The sequence below is a fragment of the Microcoleus sp. A006_D1 genome, assembly GCF_036702805.1.
Classification (GTDB): domain Bacteria; phylum Cyanobacteriota; class Cyanobacteriia; order Cyanobacteriales; family Microcoleaceae; genus Microcoleus.
In genome coordinates this window covers 69,915-89,278 of record NZ_JAUBVZ010000009.1, presented here as the reverse complement: position 1 = coordinate 89,278, position 19,364 = coordinate 69,915, and the positions used below count along the sequence as shown (strand labels likewise).

The 19,364-nt window shown below is 47.8% G+C and carries 17 protein-coding genes; 6 read left to right on the top strand and 11 right to left on the bottom strand.

Annotated elements, in window-relative coordinates; translation table 11 throughout:
• Positions 1 to 11: 11 nt before the first annotated feature.
• On the top strand, positions 12 to 1,250 hold the full coding sequence (locus QUB68_RS17595) for an FAD/NAD(P)-binding protein (RefSeq protein ID WP_332994849.1): 1,239 nt from the start codon (positions 12 to 14) through the stop codon (positions 1,248 to 1,250).
• Here QUB68_RS17595 and QUB68_RS17590 read toward each other — a convergent pair whose 3' ends face one another.
• The 9 genes from QUB68_RS17590 to QUB68_RS17550 form a co-directional block, all read right to left on the bottom strand.
• A complete protein-coding gene (locus tag QUB68_RS17590; protein WP_332994846.1) occupies positions 1,251 to 1,652 on the bottom strand; it encodes a hypothetical protein in 402 nt (133 codons plus the stop codon).
• A gap of 410 nt (positions 1,653 to 2,062) precedes the next feature.
• Positions 2,063 to 3,538, bottom strand: a complete 1,476-nt coding sequence (locus QUB68_RS17585) for a dihydrolipoyl dehydrogenase family protein (protein WP_332994843.1) — start codon at positions 3,536 to 3,538, stop codon at positions 2,063 to 2,065.
• 263 nt (positions 3,539 to 3,801) lie between these two features.
• Positions 3,802 to 4,935 carry a threonine-phosphate decarboxylase CobD gene (cobD, locus tag QUB68_RS17580; RefSeq protein ID WP_332994840.1) on the bottom strand — a complete coding sequence of 378 codons (1,134 nt, stop codon included), beginning with the start codon at positions 4,933 to 4,935 and terminating at the stop codon, positions 3,802 to 3,804.
• A gap of 15 nt (positions 4,936 to 4,950) precedes the next feature.
• Positions 4,951 to 5,283 carry an HU family DNA-binding protein gene (locus QUB68_RS17575; protein WP_332995191.1) on the bottom strand — a complete coding sequence of 111 codons (333 nt, stop codon included), beginning with the start codon at positions 5,281 to 5,283 and terminating at the stop codon, positions 4,951 to 4,953.
• A gap of 701 nt (positions 5,284 to 5,984) precedes the next feature.
• Positions 5,985 to 8,378 (bottom strand): AMIN domain-containing protein, encoded by a 2,394-nt coding sequence (locus tag QUB68_RS17570; protein WP_332994839.1) that lies wholly within the window; start codon positions 8,376 to 8,378, stop codon positions 5,985 to 5,987.
• Between the two features lie 279 nt (positions 8,379 to 8,657).
• Positions 8,658 to 9,452: a pilus assembly protein PilO gene (locus QUB68_RS17565; protein ID WP_332994837.1), complete on the bottom strand. Its 795-nt coding sequence runs from the start codon at positions 9,450 to 9,452 to the stop codon at positions 8,658 to 8,660.
• Positions 9,449 to 10,363 (bottom strand): PilN domain-containing protein, encoded by a 915-nt coding sequence (locus QUB68_RS17560; protein ID WP_332994834.1) that lies wholly within the window; start codon positions 10,361 to 10,363, stop codon positions 9,449 to 9,451. Before QUB68_RS17560 ends, QUB68_RS17565 begins: the two co-directional genes overlap by 4 nt.
• A 546-nt stretch (positions 10,364 to 10,909) precedes the next feature.
• On the bottom strand, positions 10,910 to 12,004 hold the full coding sequence (pilM, locus tag QUB68_RS17555; protein WP_332994832.1) for a type IV pilus assembly protein PilM: 1,095 nt from the start codon (positions 12,002 to 12,004) through the stop codon (positions 10,910 to 10,912).
• A 55-nt stretch (positions 12,005 to 12,059) separates the two neighbouring features.
• Complete coding sequence (locus tag QUB68_RS17550; protein WP_332994829.1) at positions 12,060 to 12,182, bottom strand: hypothetical protein; 123 nt, start codon at positions 12,180 to 12,182, stop codon at positions 12,060 to 12,062.
• Between the two features lie 29 nt (positions 12,183 to 12,211).
• Between QUB68_RS17550 and QUB68_RS17545 the strand changes: the two genes are divergently transcribed.
• From QUB68_RS17545 to QUB68_RS17530, 4 genes are all read left to right on the top strand, one after another.
• Complete coding sequence (locus QUB68_RS17545) at positions 12,212 to 12,391, top strand: hypothetical protein (protein WP_332994828.1); 180 nt, start codon at positions 12,212 to 12,214, stop codon at positions 12,389 to 12,391.
• Positions 12,381 to 13,664, top strand: a complete 1,284-nt coding sequence (locus tag QUB68_RS17540) for an ABC transporter substrate-binding protein (RefSeq protein ID WP_332994826.1) — start codon at positions 12,381 to 12,383, stop codon at positions 13,662 to 13,664. Before QUB68_RS17545 ends, QUB68_RS17540 begins: the two co-directional genes overlap by 11 nt.
• Before the next feature lie 317 nt (positions 13,665 to 13,981).
• Entirely contained in the window at positions 13,982 to 14,425 is a 444-nt protein-coding gene (locus QUB68_RS17535; RefSeq protein ID WP_332994823.1) for a retroviral-like aspartic protease family protein, read from the top strand.
• A gap of 164 nt (positions 14,426 to 14,589) precedes the next feature.
• The gene (locus QUB68_RS17530) at positions 14,590 to 15,165 is read left to right on the top strand and encodes a Uma2 family endonuclease (protein WP_332994821.1); all 576 of its coding nucleotides are present in this window, start codon (positions 14,590 to 14,592) and stop codon (positions 15,163 to 15,165) included.
• 5 nt (positions 15,166 to 15,170) lie between these two features.
• Here the strand turns inward: QUB68_RS17530 and QUB68_RS17525 are convergent, their stop codons facing one another.
• On the bottom strand, positions 15,171 to 16,457 hold the full coding sequence (locus QUB68_RS17525) for a bifunctional folylpolyglutamate synthase/dihydrofolate synthase (protein WP_332994819.1): 1,287 nt from the start codon (positions 16,455 to 16,457) through the stop codon (positions 15,171 to 15,173).
• Positions 16,458 to 16,540: 83 nt separating this feature from the next.
• Here QUB68_RS17525 and QUB68_RS17520 point away from each other — a divergent pair, with 83 nt between their 5' ends.
• Complete coding sequence (locus QUB68_RS17520; RefSeq protein ID WP_332994818.1) at positions 16,541 to 17,533, top strand: DNA cytosine methyltransferase; 993 nt, start codon at positions 16,541 to 16,543, stop codon at positions 17,531 to 17,533.
• Positions 17,534 to 17,812: 279 nt separating this feature from the next.
• Here QUB68_RS17520 and QUB68_RS17515 read toward each other — a convergent pair whose 3' ends face one another.
• A complete protein-coding gene (locus QUB68_RS17515; protein WP_332994815.1) occupies positions 17,813 to 19,063 on the bottom strand; it encodes a Zn-dependent hydrolase in 1,251 nt (416 codons plus the stop codon).
• Between the last annotated feature and the right edge of the window lie 301 nt (positions 19,064 to 19,364).

The following is a 19,364-nucleotide window of genomic DNA, read 5'->3' as shown; positions in this document are numbered from 1 at the left end:
GGCAATTCTCTATGCAAGGGAACTCAGCAACCACGCCGCACAAAATTGATTTAGCTGTCATCGGTGCTGGGCCCCACGCCCTGACTCTGATTGCACATATATTGCAAAAACGCAATAGCCTGCGGGATAAACTTTTAGCATTCGATCCGAGCGGCGAATGGCTGACTGAGTGGCGGAGGCAATTTGCTGCTTTAGAAATTGGGCATTTGCGATCGCCCGCCGTGCACCACCCAGATCCCAACCCTTACGAATTGCGGAGGTTTGCCGAAAATCGCTCCTCGGAATTGTTTCCCCCCTACGATTTGCCCGGAAGTCGGTTATTTGAGGAATTTTGCGCTGATACAGTTAAACGGTGGGATTTGGGCGATCGAGTTATCAAAGCAAAAGTCACCCGCATTCAGCCCAAATCCGGCCGTTTCCGCCTGTGGTTTGAAGATGGAAAAAGTGCGATCGCCCGTCGAGTAATTGTCGCCGCCGGAAGTGGAAAACCCCATTTACCAGCCTGGGTAAATCAAATTCAAACACAGCATCCCGGCGAAAGAATTCGCCACTCTAATCAAGTAGATTTACGAAATTTAGAATTATCAGGAGAACAAATATTAATTGTCGGTGGCGGGCTAACTAGCGGACATTTAGCAGTAGGAGCAATTGCTAGAGGAGCAAAAGTCCTGTTAATGACGCGGCGCTATTTCCAAGAAAAACTATTTGATGCGGAACCCGGTTGGTTGGGGCCAAAATATCTGAAAGGATTCGCCGCGGAACCAGATTGTCAGAAGCGTTGGGAAGCTATTCAACAAGCTCGCAATGGTGGCTCGATGACACCGGCAATTATGACGCAGTTACGCAGGTTGTCCCACAGCGAAAAGCTGAAATTTCATGAAGAGTGCGAAGTTGTTGGCGTTCGGTGGGAAGATAATAGATGGACTGTTGATTGCAGCGATGGAGAGAGCTTATTTGTCGATCGCATTTGGCTAGCAACTGGCACTAAACTAGATATTACAGCCGAGCCTTTGTTCAAGGAAATGCTAGAAACCTATCCCATTGAAATAGTTAAAGGTTTGCCAGTTTTAGACAAACACCTGCGTTGGCCTGGATGCGAATTATTTGTAACTGGTGGTTTAGCAGCGCTGCAAGTTGGCCCAGTGGCGAGAAACCTTTCAGGGGCGAGAATGGCGTGCGATCGCATTGTACCAGCGATCGTTAAATCCAGCGTTGCACTCTCGCCCGCAATAATTAGAGCAACCGCTTAACTATTGCAACTTAACAGCAGCCCGCTGAATTGGCAAAACTTCATCTAACGTCAATTCGCGATCGGCTGTCAGGTGACTGGAACAGCAAATTGTGCTGAAATAAAGAGGACGACCGACAACTTGAGAAAAATGCTGTTCCAAAAGTAAGCGAGAAGTGATATCGCCCAACAGTTCAGAGATATCCTTTGTCAACTGTTCAGTATCGTCGCGGTGAGTAATTCTGAACTGAAAAGACGTTTTGCCGATCGACTTTTTAATTTCCGTATCAAAAGCATCATCTTTCCCTGCCACAAAAGCCGCAGACTGAGCTGTCAAAAATTGCCAAGCTTCTGGAAACATCTCGCGAATCTTTTCCAGGGGATTTCCTGTTTCGTAAACTAAAGTAGCAGTTTTGCAATCCATGAATCCGACCTCGGGTAGTTAGTAGCGTGTCTCAACTATTTTTAGTTTTTGACCTTGATTATTATCTTCCATAGCGGCAACTAAATCAAGGGTTTTTGATTAAAATTGATGAGAATTTATAATTTTTAACAAATCAAGTATCTCAGTTTACCAATGACCAATCACCAATAAACCTCTTGCCTAAATATTTGATTAATCGATCGACCGCAGATGTGAGGCAGATTAACACAGATAAACGCAGATAATTTCAAGATTAGAAAGCGATTTTTGCAATTCAGGTCTACTGACTACTGACTACTGACCAATGACCAATGACTACTGACCAATGACCAATGACCAATGCCCAATGCCCAATGCCCTGTTTGGCCAATGCCCAATGCCCAATGACCAATGACCAATGACCAATTTGTTCATTTCCAATACCTGCGCCAGTGAAACAAATTCTCCCACAAATTCTGGATAAAAGTATTGCTGCGGAGGCGCTCTGACTCCCAAACGGCAGCAGTTTGACCGCTAATTGCCGAAAAACTTGACCAAATATAAGGAAGTTCCGCGATCGCCTCAACCTTCATTCCGTGACGCACAGCCAGGGCGATCGCATGAATCAACTCAGCAGCTTGTGGCCCCACAATACTCGCTCCCAAAATCTCCCCGTTGCGCCGCCCGACAATCTTACAAAAACCAGTCGTCTCACCGGACATTTGAGCTCTTTCAACATTCTTAAAATATTCCCGAGCCACAATCAAATCATCTCCAAAACGCCGCCTTGCTTGCGCTTCAGTCAAGCCAACCCTCGCCAACTGCGGCTCGGAAAAAATCGCCCAAGGAATCCCGCGATAATCTATGTGAAACAAGGGTAAAAACAAAGCATTTTTCACAGCAACAGCAGCTTCGCAATTAGCAATGTGAGGGAACGAATAACCTCCAGCAACATCACCACAAGCATAAATGCGCGAATTAGTTGTTTGCAGCTTTTCATTTAAAATCAACCCGCGATCGCTAAATTTAACCCTAGCCGCTTCGAGATTTAACGATGCAAAATTATGCCCGCGGCCCGCGGCGAGAAAAATCTCCTCAGTCTCGATCGCCCTTGGCCCAGCTTGAATCCACTTTTTACCCTCAATCACCCGAGCTTGAGTCACCTCAGTAGCAGTCAGAATCCGCACTCCTTCGGCTTCCATTGCAGCTTGAACCAAGCCAGCAGCCTCCCGGTCTTCTTTCGTCAAAATGTGGGAACCCTTGACCGCAAGCGTCACAGCAACCCCTAATCGAGCAAAAGTTTGAGCCACTTCAACACCGCTGGGATCGCCGCCGACTACAGCCAAAGTCTTAGGAAGCTGTGGAAGTTTTGCTAATTCTCCGACAGTTTCCGAAGTAAAAAAGCCCGCAGACGAAAGTCCTTCAATATTGGGAATTGCAGGCATTGTTGGACAAGCTAGCAAATAACAGCGCGATCGCAATTTCCTGTCGCCCACAACCAAAGCCAAATGCGGTTTGGCAACAAACTCGCAGCTACCAAAAATAATATCGACCCCGCGAGCAGCCAAAACGCCGAGATCATCAATTTCTTCTAAATTAGCCACAACACCTTCAGCCCACTTCCGAGCCCAATCAAACCGCAATTCGATCGGCATTTCTGAATTAGCCACTTCCCACCGAACCCCGAACTGTTGGCGGCTAATCTGCTGGGCAAAACGAGCGGCTTCGCTCAAAGTTTGGCTGTATCTTAAACCAAGGTCGATCGACTCTTTCCCACCACTCGGCAAATCTTGGGAATTACTTAACGGTTCCACCAAAGCAATCCGGGCCGGGAAATTAGTTGCAGTCAAAGCAGCATAACGTCCGGCCGCAGTTCCACCAATAATCACTAAATCATAATCAAGCATAAATAAAAAAGTCAGTAGTCAGTAGTCAGTAGTCAGTAGTCAGTAGTCAGTAGTCAGTAGTCATTAGTCATTAGTCAGTAGTCATTAGTCAGTATTGGAAGCATCCCGATCAGTTTCAAAAGCATTTTTTATCAGTAGTTTCGCAAACCGATTTATAGAAAAAGTTTAATAAAAACTGTTGGTAGTAAGGACTTTATTTCTCATGAAAATCAGAGAACTAAAGTCTTCACTACAAACACTTCTTATTATCCGTAATTTCCGAGTTAACGGCTAATAACTTCGGCAAGTCCAGCAATCAATCGCAGATTGTCCGCCCTCTCGCGCACGGCTACCCGAAAAAATTGATCGCCCAACTCAGGAAAACTCAAACAATCGCGAATCAAAATCCGGTGTTGTTGCAACAGACTTTTTTGCATCGCAGCCACCGACACCGACGACTCAACCAACAAAAAATTAGCTGCCCCGGCAATTGGCCGCAAACCGGGTAAATTAGCCAAACCCTCAAATAGCTCTCGTCGAGCCACAGGCAGCCAATCCCAAGTTTGCCGTTCAAAAGCGGTATCTCGCACCACAGCGGCTGCTGCTGCCGCAGCCAAGGCATTCACAGGCCAAGGATCGCGCAGCAACTGCCAGCGGCGCAGGATGTCGGGATGGGCGATCGCACATCCCATCCGCAGTCCCGGCAGAGAATAGAATTTGGTGAGCGATCGTAAAATCACCAAATTCGGAAACTCCTCAACCTGTGCGATCAAAGTTTCCTGCTTCGCAGGCGGTAGAAAGTCCATAAAGGCCTCATCCACCACCACCAGACCTAACTGCTCCAAATAAGGGCGAATCGCCTCCCTAGCGAACAGCAAACCCGTCGGATTGTGCGGGTTGTTCAGCAGCAAACCTCGATCGGCATCCAGAGCAACAGGAACCGGGAGAGCCAGAGAAGGAGAGACAAAAGAACGGTCAGAAACCGACAAATCATCCGTTACTAACCCGCTTCCAGTCTCCCAGTCCAACGATTTCAGCTCCAAAGGACAATCCAGCACCTGCGCGCCAAAAGCCTTCAGAGCCCGCCAGTAATCGCCAAAAGCCGGAGTCACCAAATAAGTCGCCTCCAGCTTCGACAAATCAAGAGCCGCCCAAGTCAACAATTCCGCCGAACCATTCCCCGGCAAAATCCAATCCGGGTCAACATTAAACGCCTCACCCAAAGCAGTCCTCAGCTCTCCATAATCCGGGTCTGGGTAAGCCGTGAGACTGCTCAAATGAGCTTGAATCGCAGCCAGGGCCGACTCAGGAGGGCCCAAAGGACTGATACTGGCAGAAAAATCGAGAATAGCAGAGGCTGGGCAGCCAGCCAGTGCGGCGGCCCAAGCTAAATTCCCACCGTGTACAGGTCTAATCAAGACTCAGTTCACCAATTAAATTTTGGGTTCTTTCGGCGGTGCAACTCTGTCCTTAAACAACTTGCCTGCGGAAAATGCAGGAACTCTGGTTGCCGGGATTTCCATCTTGTCGCCAGTTTTAGGATTGCGACCCTCACGGGCTTTGCGTTCCCGCGACTCAAACGAGCCAAAACCGACCAGCGTCACCTTGTCGCCCTCGGAGACAGCCTCCATGATTGCTTCCAAGGCTGCACTCAAAACAGCATCTGCCTGTTTTTTCGTCACGCTAGCCTTTTCCGCGACTGCATCAACCAATTCACCTTTGTTCATTGCGCACTCCTTCTGGGATTTGCAAAATACGTCAAACAGATTTCAATTATTAGCTGTGAGTTATCAACTGTATTGGAGTTGGGGTGAGGAGATTTGGGTAGTCCCCTATTGCTCCAGCCCGCTTCCCCAATTAAGAACTCCTGCTGAATACCAATTACCCTAGGGTAATTGGTCAGAAAAGGAATTTTTGTTTCTAACTGCTGAAAACCCGACAGCATCTAATTTTCACTGCATTATTCTAAAGTCTTGCCGACCCTTATGGATCGGTGGAACCTTTAATTTATATGGAACTTGCCAACTTTTTAGAATTAATCCCCAAATTTAGGTAAAAAAATACCACCTCGGAGACAAGATTTCTCGCCGGGAGTGGATTTGAAATGGAAAAATAAGCGGAAATGGAAAGAATAAAATGTCATTTGTCAAGGGTTTAACAAAACTTTTTTTCCTAATTCCTGATTCCTTCTGAGAGAAAGAAGGTGACTTTAAAGGAACAAAGTCTGAATTGTCAAGGGGAAAAGAAAAATTTCTTTCCCTCGAACCTCGGACTTTTTCCGATTGGTGTCAACAATTGTTAACTGGTTCCCAGGCTGGAGCCTGGGAACCTATGTCCAGAGGCTCTGCCTCGCCAGGATCATAGGAGGCAGAGCCTCCGGATCTGCGTTACCAGGCTCCAGCCTGGTAACGAGTAGTTGCATCCGTGAAATCCGTGAAATCCCGCACCTTGCTCGTTGCCGAACTTCCTACTGTCTCGGCTGAACGGGCTGACTGCGCTGCAACAGTTGGCGGGCGTCGGGACTGATGCTGTTTTGATAGCCAAAGTTCGATCGATCGCTATCATCCAAAATCTGCGGAGTCAGCAATACAATCAACTCCGCCCGCTCGTTGGTCTTATTTGTACTCCTGAACAGCGAACCGATAATCGGCAGATCTCCCAAAATTGGGATTTTGTTCGCTGTAACCCGTTCTTCGTCGCGGATAATCCCCGAAACAATCAAAGTCTGACCGTCCCGCAGGCGAATTAGCCCCGATTGCAACGAACGCTCGCCCAGCAGCCTGATCTGATTTGTGGAATTCCCGCCCGTAATCAGGTCTTGAGTGCCGCCTGGTGTCCTGATAATCGGGTTCACCCGCAGAGAGACAAAACCATTATCGTCAACCCGATCGATCGCCACCCCCAACTGCAAACCTGCCTTGTCTTTGACGGCCGTCACCGTTGTGGTACTTGTATTTCCGGTAGTCTGCGTTTGCGAGGTGATGTTAGTGATCACCTCATCAGTAATATTCACATTCGCCGTTTCTCCTTCTTGAACCACCAGAGTCGGATCGGTCAGGATTTTGGCATTCCGGCTTTCAATAGTTGCCTGCAGCGCTGACAGCAGCCTCCTCGGATATTGGAACAGCGGGAACAGGGCGAAAGTCGCACTTCCCACAGAATTCACGGTTGCAGGGTTAAACGGCGTGTAATCGCTAATCCCGACTCGCGTGGGGTCATTAGTAATCGGCGCTGTCGGCTGGACGAACAACCCGCCGCCCTGTCCTGTGAGCGGCACGTTGATTAGATTACCCCTCGGATCGTAGAAAGGCTGCTGAGTTCCGATGGGGTTCGGGACGAGCGGCCGACCCAATCGGCTGCCATTGTTGATATCAGTTACGGTAGGCGGCTGCAACCCGCCAAAATTGAGACTTGCTACTCCGTTGTCATTGACAAAGAAATTGTTATTAATTCCGAAAGAGAAACTGCTGTTAGTTCTGTTGTTTCCCAACAAGTTGACATCGATCACCTTGACGTTGACAGCCACTTGACGGCGGCGCAGATCTAGCTGACTCAAGAAAGCTACCGCAATATCAACTTTGCGCGGATCGCCCACCAAAGTGATCGAATTGAGCCTCGCATCAGCCAGCACCGACAGTCCCCTCAGCAACAGCGGCCCGTTGCCGTCCCTCGCGCCGATCACCTTAATGTCCGGTTCCCGAATTTCCACATCCCGCGCCGTATTTCCCTGGCCCACGGTTTGAATAGTCACCCGAGTAATCGGGAGTTGAGTTTCCGCACCTTGAGCGCTCAAAAAGTTAGCTGCATCGGTAGATCTGACTTGATTGAGCCGCAGAGTCCGAACGATGATATTGCGCGAGTCTAGTGGCAAATTAGTGCCCACAAAAATCGTGCGCCCGACGCGGTTGGCTTGCAGTCCGCTGATCCGCAGCACGTAATTAAAAACATCTTGCACCGACTCATTTTCGATGTCCAAGGAAATCTTCGGCCCTTCATCAGAGCCTCCTGCTGCTCCCGGAGCAGCCGCCGGCTGGCCCGGTTGACCGGGGGCTCCGCCGCCTGTAAAAGCAATGTTCAATCCTGCTGCGCGGGCCAGCAGAGCTAACACGTCGCGGACTGGGGCATCGCGCAGTACCAAGCGGGGGATGCGTTCTCCCGAACTCAGTTCGATATTTGCCCCAGCAGGCGCGATGTTAGATACGGCGATATCTCCTAAGGGCGGCGCTACGGCTCGCGGCTGGAAAGGCGCAGCTTGATTGTTCTGAGATTGTATTTCGCTGGGGAGGGGCGGGCGATCGTTCCTAGTGACAGTAACTTCGGGATTTGGCAGCATCACGCCCGGGGTTTGCGAGGTGCGAATTTGGGGAGCCGGTCGAGGAGTTGATGGGCTCAGCGGCAGTCCCGGAGGCGGCGGGGGCGCAGAAGCGACTTGGGCAGACTGCACTGTGCCGCCCTGTCCGGCAACGCTGAGGACGATGCTTTGGCCTTGTCCGGGCACAACTTGTCCGTTGGGAACTCCGTTGGTTCCTGCTACCACAACGCGGATGCTGTTGCCGTCTACCTGGCTGACTTGTACCGAGGAAATGCCCGGAGCCGGGTTATCTTGCCGGAAGCTGTTGCCTTGGGGCAAGCGGAGCTGGGTGTTGATAATTGTGGCTTGGTAAGTATTGCCGGTATTGATGGCGATCACTTGCGGGCGATCGCCCTTTTCGGTAGCCAGGACAATATTTACGCCATTATTGCCTTGACTTACTTGCACTCCTGTGACTTGAGTCGGCGCGGCCCATACGGGCGCTTGCACGATCAGAACTCCGGCAACGCTGCACAAGAGTCCTCCACTTAACCGTAGATGCTGTTTCACGTTCTCTCCTCAACTACACTTTGTTATTTATTGTTCGCAGTCTGTGGTCAGCGTTTTTCAACTGACTGAAATATTCAAGCGATCGCACTTTTTTTGAAGGAAGAAGTTAGAAAAAATTCGGCAGAAATTCTTATTTTAGATAGCCATATAAACAACTCTTTTTCTGGCATTCATGTTTGTTGGACTTCTACCTTAAATCTTCAATCTTCAACTTTCTGCCTTTTACCTTCTGCTGAAACAGCGACTTTAGAACAATAGCTAATATCCGCAAAAATACCGCTACTTAGCAGGACTCGGAGCCTGACTTGGCGGTTTTTCTACTTCCTTTAACGGCAGCAGCGCGTGCAAATCAAAAGCCGTTTTAATTTTAGTTTGCGGCTGTTCCACGGGGATGATTGTGCCTTTTATAAAATCTATTTGCATTGCCTGATTTGATGCTAGCAATTCAGATTTCAAATTCCTCACTACCAACAGCGACTGCATCAACTCCAAGTTACGCATAAAATTGCGGGTTTGAGCGAAATTGCCTTCAAACTCTACCTTATATTTTTTGCGTCTGAGCTTGCCAGCCAGGGACGGCCCGAAGGACGTATCGCTGAGAATATCAGGGTCGGGAGCTCCCGGCACAGGTGCTGCTGCTGCTGGGGGGATATCCGGCTCAAATTTGGTAATTTTAGCCTTCTGCTCGTCACCTTGCACGCCGGCGTTGATTCTGTTCACCAGTTGGGTCATGTCAAGCAGCAGCGTGGTCGCGCTCGCGTCGCTGGCAAACATTGCCGTCACGTTGGCCCGGCGCTGTTTTGCTTCTTCTTGTTTTGCTTCTGCTTCTGCCTTTTTTTGAATTTGACCTTGCAATTGCAGTTGCGTTTGCTTGCTTTCGGTAATTTTTTGCTTGATTTCGCCGCCTTTTTGGAATTCTGGCAGTACAAACTGGTAGCCGATGCCTGCGGCAACGACGAGGCCCAGAACCGCGACGGCTATTGCTTGGACTTGGGGTGTCAGCTTAATTCCAAATATTTCCTGAGTCCCTGCCTCTTCTGCTTGTGATCCGGTGGCAATAAATTCTGCTGTCATGGTTTTTTCACCTCTGGTTTTGCTGGTTCTAGCACTCCTTTTTCTTGAAGTGTTTCTATGCGTATTGCTAGCCCGTCTGCTTGCTTGCTGCGCAGCTCGGGAAGCAACTCGGAAGCTCCTGTCGGGCTGAGCGTCGTTTCAATTTTATATTCCACCACGGGCCGCAGTTTGGGAAGTTCTGCTGCTGCTGCGCTTGGGTTGCGCACTTGTAATTGTGTGGGGTTGTTTTTTAAGGTGGCCGCTACCAGTCTGGTATCGCTGTTGAGGAAGAAAGGAGAGCGCTGGACTAGCAGCATAAAGTCGTTAACTTGAGCAAAGGTACTTGCTATGCCTGAAATTTGTACTTTTGCTGCCTGCTGCGGGAGGGCTGGCGGTGGAGCTGCGACTGGGGTAGGGCTGGCTGGGGAGGGACTCGCCCCTGGAGACGGACTCGCCCCCGGGGAAGCCGCGGGAGTTGGTGCGGGGGGTGGGGGTGCTGCTGCTACCGGGGAGGGACTGGGGTCGATTTGCTCGATTTTGGAAATTTGCACTCCGGCGGGAGTGCGGGCACTCAGGTCTTGCAGCATCGCTGACCAAGGTTTAATTTGGTCGAATACTCCGGCTAATGCTTTGTATTCGGCGGTAACTTTGTCGGTTTCGGCGTTGATGGCTTTGATGACGTTGGCTTGAGTGTTTAACTTTGCCACTTCTTGGTCGATGTTTGCTTGTTCTGTGACCAATCCGTTATTTTCGTTGGTCGCCCACCACCAAGCGCCCATGACTGCGGCGTTGATGCCGAAGGCAAACAGCGCCGCCCCGATTAGGGGCAGTTGGTCTTTGGCTCCGCCGGAACTTCTTTTAGGTGAGCTTTTGGCGGCAGCGGGTTTGTAGTCGGGACGGTCGTTGAGAAAATTAATATCTAGGCTGTACATGGCTTCACTCGATTTTATGGCATAAGGAAGAAGGAAGAAGGCAGAAGGCAGAAGGCAGAAGGAAGAAGGAAGAAGGAAGAAGGAATAAATCCGATGGAAGGTGCAATCGACCGCATGGTTTCAGCAATTAAGAACGTCCCAACCGTCTTGGCTGTTGCTATAGATTTTAATTTGAAATTTTAGATTTTAGACACAGCGCCAGATTGTCGGTATAAGTGAAGGATTTATTTAGGGAACAAAGAAACAAATTTCTGCCTTCTACCGAAGGAAGTGGATGCTTCAACTTCCGATATTCTACCTTTTACCTTTTACCTCCAATATTCTACCTTCTGCATCAGGGGCTTTCTTCTTTCGGAGGGGATTGTTGTGGCTTTTAAGTAGGTGGGTACAAATAAATATTAGATGGGGAGGGCGGGTTTAGTCTTGATCAACTGGCTTGTATCATGGATTCTGAACTAAACCCGCCCCTACCAGATACTATTGTTTTTTTTTGCAATGACCTACTTACCTAAAATTCTCAAATCGGTTTTTCTATCTAAAGTTAGGTCACATCACCTCCCTCAGTCCTAAACCTAAGGCGACTCCTAAACCTGCTCGCTGTTCTGGGGTAATTTCTTGGCTGATTTCGAGTCCTAGGGTTTCGATGGGATCGACTTGAGATGCGGGCAAGCTTAATCTTTGCATGAAAAATTCGTCGAGTTTGCCGATCGCAGCTCCAGGGCCTGCTAGCAACAGTTGCGCTACTTCGAGTTCTTCGCTCTGGTTGAGGTAAAAGTCTACTGAACGGCGCAGTTCGTCTGCTAGTTCTCCCAATACTTTAATCATCGCATTGGTGCCGGGATTGGCGTCTCCCGATGCGCCCATTGTATCTGTGACTGGCAGGGTCATGCCTTGCAGTTCGCTGGTGTCTCTGGTTGGCGGCAGGTTCATGGCTTGGTTGAGAGCGGTCTGGATTTGGTAGGTGCCGATCGGGATGGTACGGTTGAACTGAGGTATGCCATCCACTACTATAGCCAACTCGGTACTGTCAAATTCTATGTCGGCGAGGACTGCGGCTTCTTGGGACGAAAATTGTTGCAGTTGGTCTTTGAGGGTACGAATTAGGGCAAAGCTGGTTACTTCCAGCACGTCGATAATCAGTCCGGCTTCTTTAAAGGTTTCGATGTATGTGTCGGTAACTTCTCTGCGGGTAGCTACTAATACAACTTGCACTTTTTCAACGCCGTCGCCATCTACAAATAGGCCGATTTTTTGATAGTCTACGTCGGCGTCTTCTCGGGGAAACGGCAAGTACAGTCCTGCTTCGGCGTTCATGTAATCCCGTAGTTCTTCTTCGTTGAGTTCTGCGGGAACTGGAATTAGCCTGATCACGGCTTCGCGGCCGGGAATGGCTGTGGCTACTCGCTTGGCTTTGATTTTGTTTTCGTCGAGGACTGTACGTATTAGTTCTGCCATTCCTGGGGGATCGACTATTTGCCCTTCTTGTACTATGTCTTCTGGTACTTCTATTGAGGCTAGGAGGCCTAATTTTAAAGCTTGAGCTTTCTTTTCGAGCTGAATGATGTTGATGCGGTCTGGGGCTATTTCGATGCCGATTCCTGGCTGGCGTTGGGAAAGTAGACCTTTGAAAAAGTTAACCATAGGATTGGGTCGCCGGTAATTGCTATTTTTTTATGTTGTGGTTGGCCAGCCTGATTCAGCCGTTGGGTGTTGGAGGATTGGTTTCCCACTGCCCTCGATCTTGCTGTAATCTCGGTATCCCGCCGTAGCGGAGCTGTCTGTGTTCCGCGATCGCTAGTTCCGATTTTATGCTATCCAATTTACCTGACAATAGCTATTCTGCGGAGAATGTCAACAAGTTTAAGCTCGATCGACCGAAAAATTGCCGATTTTGCATCAAAACCGACTCTCTCCCTCGCCCGCAGAGAGCATAAAACTCTCGCGCTTAAGTCTCTCGCGCTGTCTGCGGGCGATACTTTTTTCTCCTTGGCGAACTATGATTCTCAAATTAAATTCTATGAAACGTAAATCTTGGCAACTGTTCGCTGTTTTTGGGCTGGTGGGGCTGCTGCTGGCTGCGGTGGTGAGTTGCAGCAAGCCGGCTGTTAATTCCCAGGCAAAGAATACGGAGGAAATCGAGTTCTGGACGATGCAGCTTCAACCTCAGTTTACTGATTATTTCAACAAAACTATCGCGGGTTTTGAAGCCGAAAATCCGGGGGTGAAGGTGCGCTGGGTGGACGTGCCTTGGTCGGCGATGGAAAGCAAGATTTTGGGGGCTGTGTCGGCGAAAACTGCCCCGGATGTGGTGAACCTGAATCCCGATTTTGCTTCGCTGTTAGCGGGGCGCAATGCTTGGCTGGATTTGGACTCTCGGATTTCCGAGCAAGTGCGATCGCTCTATCTCGCAAATATCTGGAAAGCTAGTGTACTTGACGGTAAGACTTTTGGCATTCCTTGGTATCTTACAACTCCGGTAACTATTTACAATACAGAGTTGTTTAAAAAAGCTGGAATTGCTAAGCCTCCGGCTACCTATGCCGAGTTGGCGACTGTGGCGAAACAGGTGAAAGAGAAGACTGGTAAGTTTGCTTTTTTTGCCACTTTTGTACCAGAGGATTCGGGGGAAGTTTTGCAATCTTTTGTGCAGATGGGTGTGCCTTTGGTGGATGCTCAAGGTAAAGCGGCTTTTAATACCGATAAAGGTAAGGCTGTTTTTCAGTATTGGGTGGATTTGTATAAGGGCGGACTTTTGCCGCAGGATGTTTTGGTGCAGGGACACCGCAGGGCGATCGAGCTTTATCAAGCTGGGGAAACTGCTTTGTTGGGTTCTGGGCCTCAGTTTTTAAAGGCAATTTCTGAAAATGCTCCGAGTGTTGGTGCTGTTTCGGTTGCTGCGCCTCAAATTACGGGGGAAAGCGGCAAGAAGACTGTGGCGGTGATGAATTTAGTTGTACCCCGCGACAGCAAGCGCCCTGATGATGCTGTCAAGTTTGCTTTGTACGTCACAAATTCTCAAAATCAGTTGGCTTTTGCGAAGGCGGCTAATGTTTTGCCTTCAACGGTTGAGGCTTTGCAGGACTCTTATTTTAAGAGCGTTCCGGCTGATGGTGCTCCGGCCGATCGAGCTCGGATTATCAGTGCTTCTGGGTTGGAAAAAGCCGAGTTGTTGATTCCACCTCTGAAGGATGTTAAGAAGTTGCAAAAGGCGATTTATGACAATTTGCAAGCGGCGATGTTGGGGGAGAAAACAGTAGACCAAGGTGTGAATGATGCGGCGGCGGCGTGGAATGAAAGGTAGTTTTTGATTGAAGCTGGGGCGGAAATTATTTTGCTTTCCCCCTTGCTTTTTTCCGGGACTTGACGTATTATTGAATAATGGGAATCTGTGCGGCCATATATACGCAGATATCAGCTTTTAAATTATCATCATAAGTTCGTAGTGAGGACTTTACTCGTTACCAGCAGTGCCTGGTAACGCAGATCCGGAGGCTCTGCCTCCTTTTTTCCAGCCGAGGCAGAGCCTCTACATATTGGTTTCAAGGCTCTGCCTTGGAACCAGTTAAAAAGCTATAATTAAAGTAGTTAATAACTCCGACGCTACCGCAGGAGGCAACTATGCAAATTCAAAACAGCAATCAAATGGGAAAAGTTTTTGCCACTCTGACAATCATGAATCGAGCAGACCAAATTCGGGCAGAAGATGGGACGATTTCACCTGAAGCAATTCGCTCGATCGTTCTCAAAAATGTATTGGTAGATACGGGAGCAAGTACCTTATGTCTGCCAAAAGATGCGATCGCCAAACTGGGACTAAAAATCCTGAAAGAAGTAGATGTAGCAACAGCAATGGGTATTGGTAAAGCCCGAATTTTCCAAGATGCAAAAATATCAATGTTTGACCGGGAAGGCACTTTCGAGTGCTTGGAATTGCCGGGAGGTAATGATGCGCTTTTGGGGGTAATACCTTTAGAAGCATTGGGATTGGAAATAGACTTGCAAAATCAAATTTTGAAGCCTTTACCAATCAGTCCCACTGAAACCTATTTGACGATTTTGTAGCGAGAAACCTCATGTTTGAGGCGATTGTGCGTTGAAAAGTGCGATCGCCTTTATCAATTCAGCTTAATCGATGATTGGTAAGAATATAGCCTGAACTCCTAAAATATTCATAAATTTGACTTGTGTTAAAATCAGAGTTCAGCTCATAATAGGAGAAAGTTATTATGTCAGTGATGACAGTCAAAGATTTAAACCAAGTTCAAACTGCTTTTACCGAAGCGGGTTTAGATTACAAAATTGAACTAGAAGACGGGAAAATTTCAGTTATGGGCCCATCAGACATCGTATCCAGTGAAATTGGGAGTATTTTGATTCGCTTACTCGGTAATTGGGTTTATCCACGTCGCTTGGGGAGAGTGTTTGACTCCGCAGGCGGTTTCATCATGCCGAATACAAACGTCAAAGCACCGGATGTTTCGTTTGTGCGTGCCGCCCGCTTGCGCCAAAGTCCGCGTTATTTTGGTGAACTTGTCCCTGATTTGGTGGTTGAGATCAAATCTCAGAGCGATCGCATTAAGGCAATAGAAACTAAGGTTTTGAAGTTTATCGAGCTGGGTGCGGTTGTCGGCATTCTGATCGATCCTGATGAGGAAACAGTGGCAATTTATCGATCGACTGGTGAACCGATTATTTTAGCAAATGGCGATATATTAACAGTCGCAGAACTTTTCCCCGGTTGGGAATTGCCGGTGTCGGAATTGTGGCCTCCGATTTTTACTGAGGAAGAAACACAATCCTGATGCGTTTAAGCTTGAGATTGTTGTTGCATAAAGTAGCCGACGAGATAGAGGGAACCGCAGAGGATTGTGAGGTTTTCGTCGGTAACAGCCACATCTAAGGCTGTTGTTAAGTCGGGGAAGGCTTGACAGAGGCTTAATTCAGGGCAGATATGTTCAGCAATGGTGGCTAATTCTGCGGGGGATGCAGAATTTTGATCGGGTACGGGTACTAGATAAAGCCGATCGCCCTTTTTGAGTAATGCTTGTAAGATATCATCACAGTCTTTAGTCGCCAGAATGCCGATTACCCAGTTAATCGGTGACGGGGAAGTGGTAAGATTGTCTACGTATTCGCGCAGGGCGATCGCAGCAGCGGGGTTGTGCGCGCCGTCAATTAGGATGTTGCGGTTGTTCCAAGTTGTCTGCTGAAGTCTTCCCGGCCATTGGGTTTGGGCGATACCGTCTGCGATGGCGGTTGGGGAGATTTGCCATCCTAGGTTTTGCAGGGTGTGGATAGTTGCGATCGCGATCGCCGAATTCATTAATTGAACTTGTCCCAACAATAGCAATTGATACTTTATTTTAACAGTAGATGAATCAGAATTAACGCTAATTTCTGAATTAGGATTGTATTCTGCAAATCCTTCTCCTAAATCTACCGCAGGTTTTACCCAAACTGCCGGACAATCTAATTCTTGAATCCGTTTTTCTACTACTATTCTAGCAGATTCTGGCAATTCTCCAATCACTGCCGGACACTTTGATTTAAGAATTCCCGCTTTTTCCCCAGCAATATCAGCGACAGTGGGGCCGAGTATTTGCCAGTGTTCGAGACTGATAGAAGTGATGACACTGACGATGGGAGTTTCGCAAACATTAGTCGCATCTAATCTGCCGCCCAATCCGGTTTCTATGACTGCAATATCTGCTTTTTGTTCTGCGAAATACAGCCAAGCCGCAGCGGTGATGATTTCAAATTGAGTCGGAGTTTCGGTATTACCTTCAGCAGCGCAGGCAACTTTTTCTAGACACTGTTGCAATGCGGTTGTAGAAATCGGTTTTTGGTTGATGCAAATTCTTTCTGTCCAATCGATTAAGTGCGGAGATGTGTAGCGCCCGACTCGATAGCCTGCTACTGTGAGTACGGATGAGAGATAAGCACAAACGGAACCTTTGCCATTTGTGCCGGCAACGTGAATAATGGGTACTTGTTTGTGGGGGTTGTCGAGTTTTTCGAGAAGTTGCTGAATTCTTTCGAGGCCGAGGTGGATGCCGAAGTGTTGGTATGATTGGAGGATGGAGTTTGCATTCATTGAGTGTTATATTTGTTTTTGAATTAGATTTTTTTTTGACGAACCGCGAAGGCGCAAAGAGCGCGAAGGAAGAAAAGAGATAGATGTTGATAAATAGGAATATTATTTCTCTGTTTTCGGGTTGCGGTGGCTTAGATTTGGGTTTTCGCTTGGCTGGGTTTAATCCGGTTTGGGCGAATGAATATGATAAGTCTATTTGGGATACTTATCAATTTAACCATTCTGAAACTATTTTAGATCGCAGAGATATCAGAAAAATCAATTCTGATGAAATTCCCGACTGTATTGGGATTATCGGCGGGCCTCCTTGTCAAAGTTGGAGTGCGGCGGGCGCGAAACGCGGGATTGATGACAGTCGAGGTCAGCTTTTCTGGGAGTATATCAGAATTGTGCGGGACAAGCAGCCTTTGTTTTTCTTGGCTGAGAATGTTAGTGGTATCTTAGCACCCAGAAATCAGGATGCTTTCACTTATATATTATCGCAGTTTGAGAAAATTGGGTATCGGGTTTCGTTCAAGTTGGTTAATGCTAAAAGTTTTGGTGTGCCGCAAGATAGACAAAGGGTGATTGTTGTTGGTTATCGGCAGAATCTGGGTTTTGGTTTTGAGTTTCCCGAACCTGATACCGATGTTTTGACGCTGAAAAATGCGATTTTTGATTTGCAGGCTGAACCAATTCTAGTTCATGGTAAAGTAGATAATTATCACGATTCTGTCGCGAATCACGAATGTGCAGATTTGGGGTTTTCTAGCATTTATATGTCGCGGAATCGAGTTAGAAGTTGGTGCGAACCTTCGTTTACAATTCAGGCAAGTGGCAGACACGCACCTCTGCACCCTCAAGCTAGTAAGATGATTTTGGTTGGCAAGGATAAGCGTATTTTTGACCCGAATTCACCTCAGCCTTACCGTCGGCTTTCTGTGCGAGAGTGTGCGAGAGTTCAGACTTTCCCGGATGACTTTGTTTTTAAGTACAAGTATATTGCTGACGGCTATAAAATGGTTGGGAATGCCGTACCTGTTAATTTGGCTAGGATGTTGGCAAAAAAGATTTATGCGGATATTTCTGCCTTCTGAAATAGATAAGACGTACGCTTAAAACCGCCTGGTCTTCTTTAATGATATCAAGGCTTACGCATCAAGACCAAAGAAACCGGGTTTTTACCTAATCTGTTGGCTATAACGAAATATTTTCGTAAAAAACCCGGTTTCTAACTCCTCGAAGTCCTAGATGTAATATCAATTTAGGTAAAAAATTCTGCTATTACATAAGATTGCGGTGCGTGACTCCTGAGACTTTCTACTACTGCACAAATCTATTCACATTCACGCACCATACATCGCTTTGAACGCAGATTATCGATCGCCCTTAGCATACAATATATCGAGCTTCAAGAACGTTTGCAGCAGCGCATTCGCCCCCTGAGTACACTGTTCCGGGGAAGTATACTCATCTTCTGCATGGCTGATGCCGCCCTTAGAAGCTACGAAAATCATCCCCATATCGGTAAAGCGTCCGATTTCTTGGGCGTCGTGTCCGGCGCGACTGATTAAATGCGTGTAACTCAAGCCTAATTCTTCACAAACTTCTACAATTGCATTCTGGATTTTTGATGCTGCTAGCGTCGGATCTACGTGCAGCAATTGAGTGATTTGAATTTCAGTTTTGGTGGCAGAAGCTATTGCTTGAAACTCCAATTTCATTTGGGTTAACAACTCTTCTAAATTAGTTTGAGACAAATCGCGCAAGTCGATTTTAAACTCAACTTTTCCAGGCACAGTATTAGTAGCATTCGGCCACACAGTTAAGTAACCTACGGTTGCGACTTGTTCCCCCGGTGTTTCCACTCCCAATTTGTTGACTGCTAATACCATTTGGGAAGCCGCTACCAGCGCATCTTTTCGGGCGTGCATGGGCGTCGATCCGGCATGATTGGGGCGGCCCGTTACTGTCACTCCGAGGCGGTACTGTCCGACAATTCCTTGTACTACTCCTATTTCATCTCCCGTACTTTCCAAAACGCCTCCTTGTTCGACGTGCAATTCCACAAAAGCTGCTATTTCTTTGGGATGACGTTTTGCCTCGGCAATTTTTGACCAATCTCCGCCAATTTGTGCTAAACAAGTTTCGATGGAAGTGCCATCGTTGCGGCGGTAATATTCGGGGTTGTTGACTGTGTTTCCCGCCATCGCTTTGCAGCCGATAACGGTGCTTTCTTCGTCGGTAAATACGATCGTCTCGATCGCGTGTTCCAAGCGTACCCCGTTTTCGTGCAACACCCGCACGACTTCAATTCCTGCCAAAACTCCCAAAACTCCGTCGTAATGGCCCGCCGTGGGAACGGTATCAATGTGAGAACCGGTTGCTAGTGCGGCACCTTCCCGCAATCCGGCGTACCTGCCAATTGTATTACCGGCCGCGTCAATCCGAACTGTCATTCCTGCTTCTACCATCCAAGATTCAACAAGTTTGCGCGCCAGCAAATCTTCTTTGGTAAAAGCTACCCGACTGACGCCTCCTCCCGGCAGTTTGCCGATTTCGGCGAGTTCGGCAATACTGCGGTTGAGGCGCGAACCGTTAACTGAAAGCGCTAGCGTAACTGTCATGTCACATTCTCCTAATTCTGGGAAATTCGATCGGGCGATCGCTCTTGTATGATTAGTAATGTAACTAATTATTGTATACTGTATGCAATATTAGTTAAATCTGTACAATAATGTAGTCTTGCCTACAAAAGGCGATCGGCTGTAGCACTTAAAATGCTGGAGGCAAACACAGCACGCAGCATAGAGCGATCGCAGCAATTTAACTGTAGAAAAAAGCACAATTTTTATCGATCGGGTGATATGAGTCAATCCACCTAATTAAACGTAAAATACCGATCGCCCTCAAGCTTCGCGTGTATGT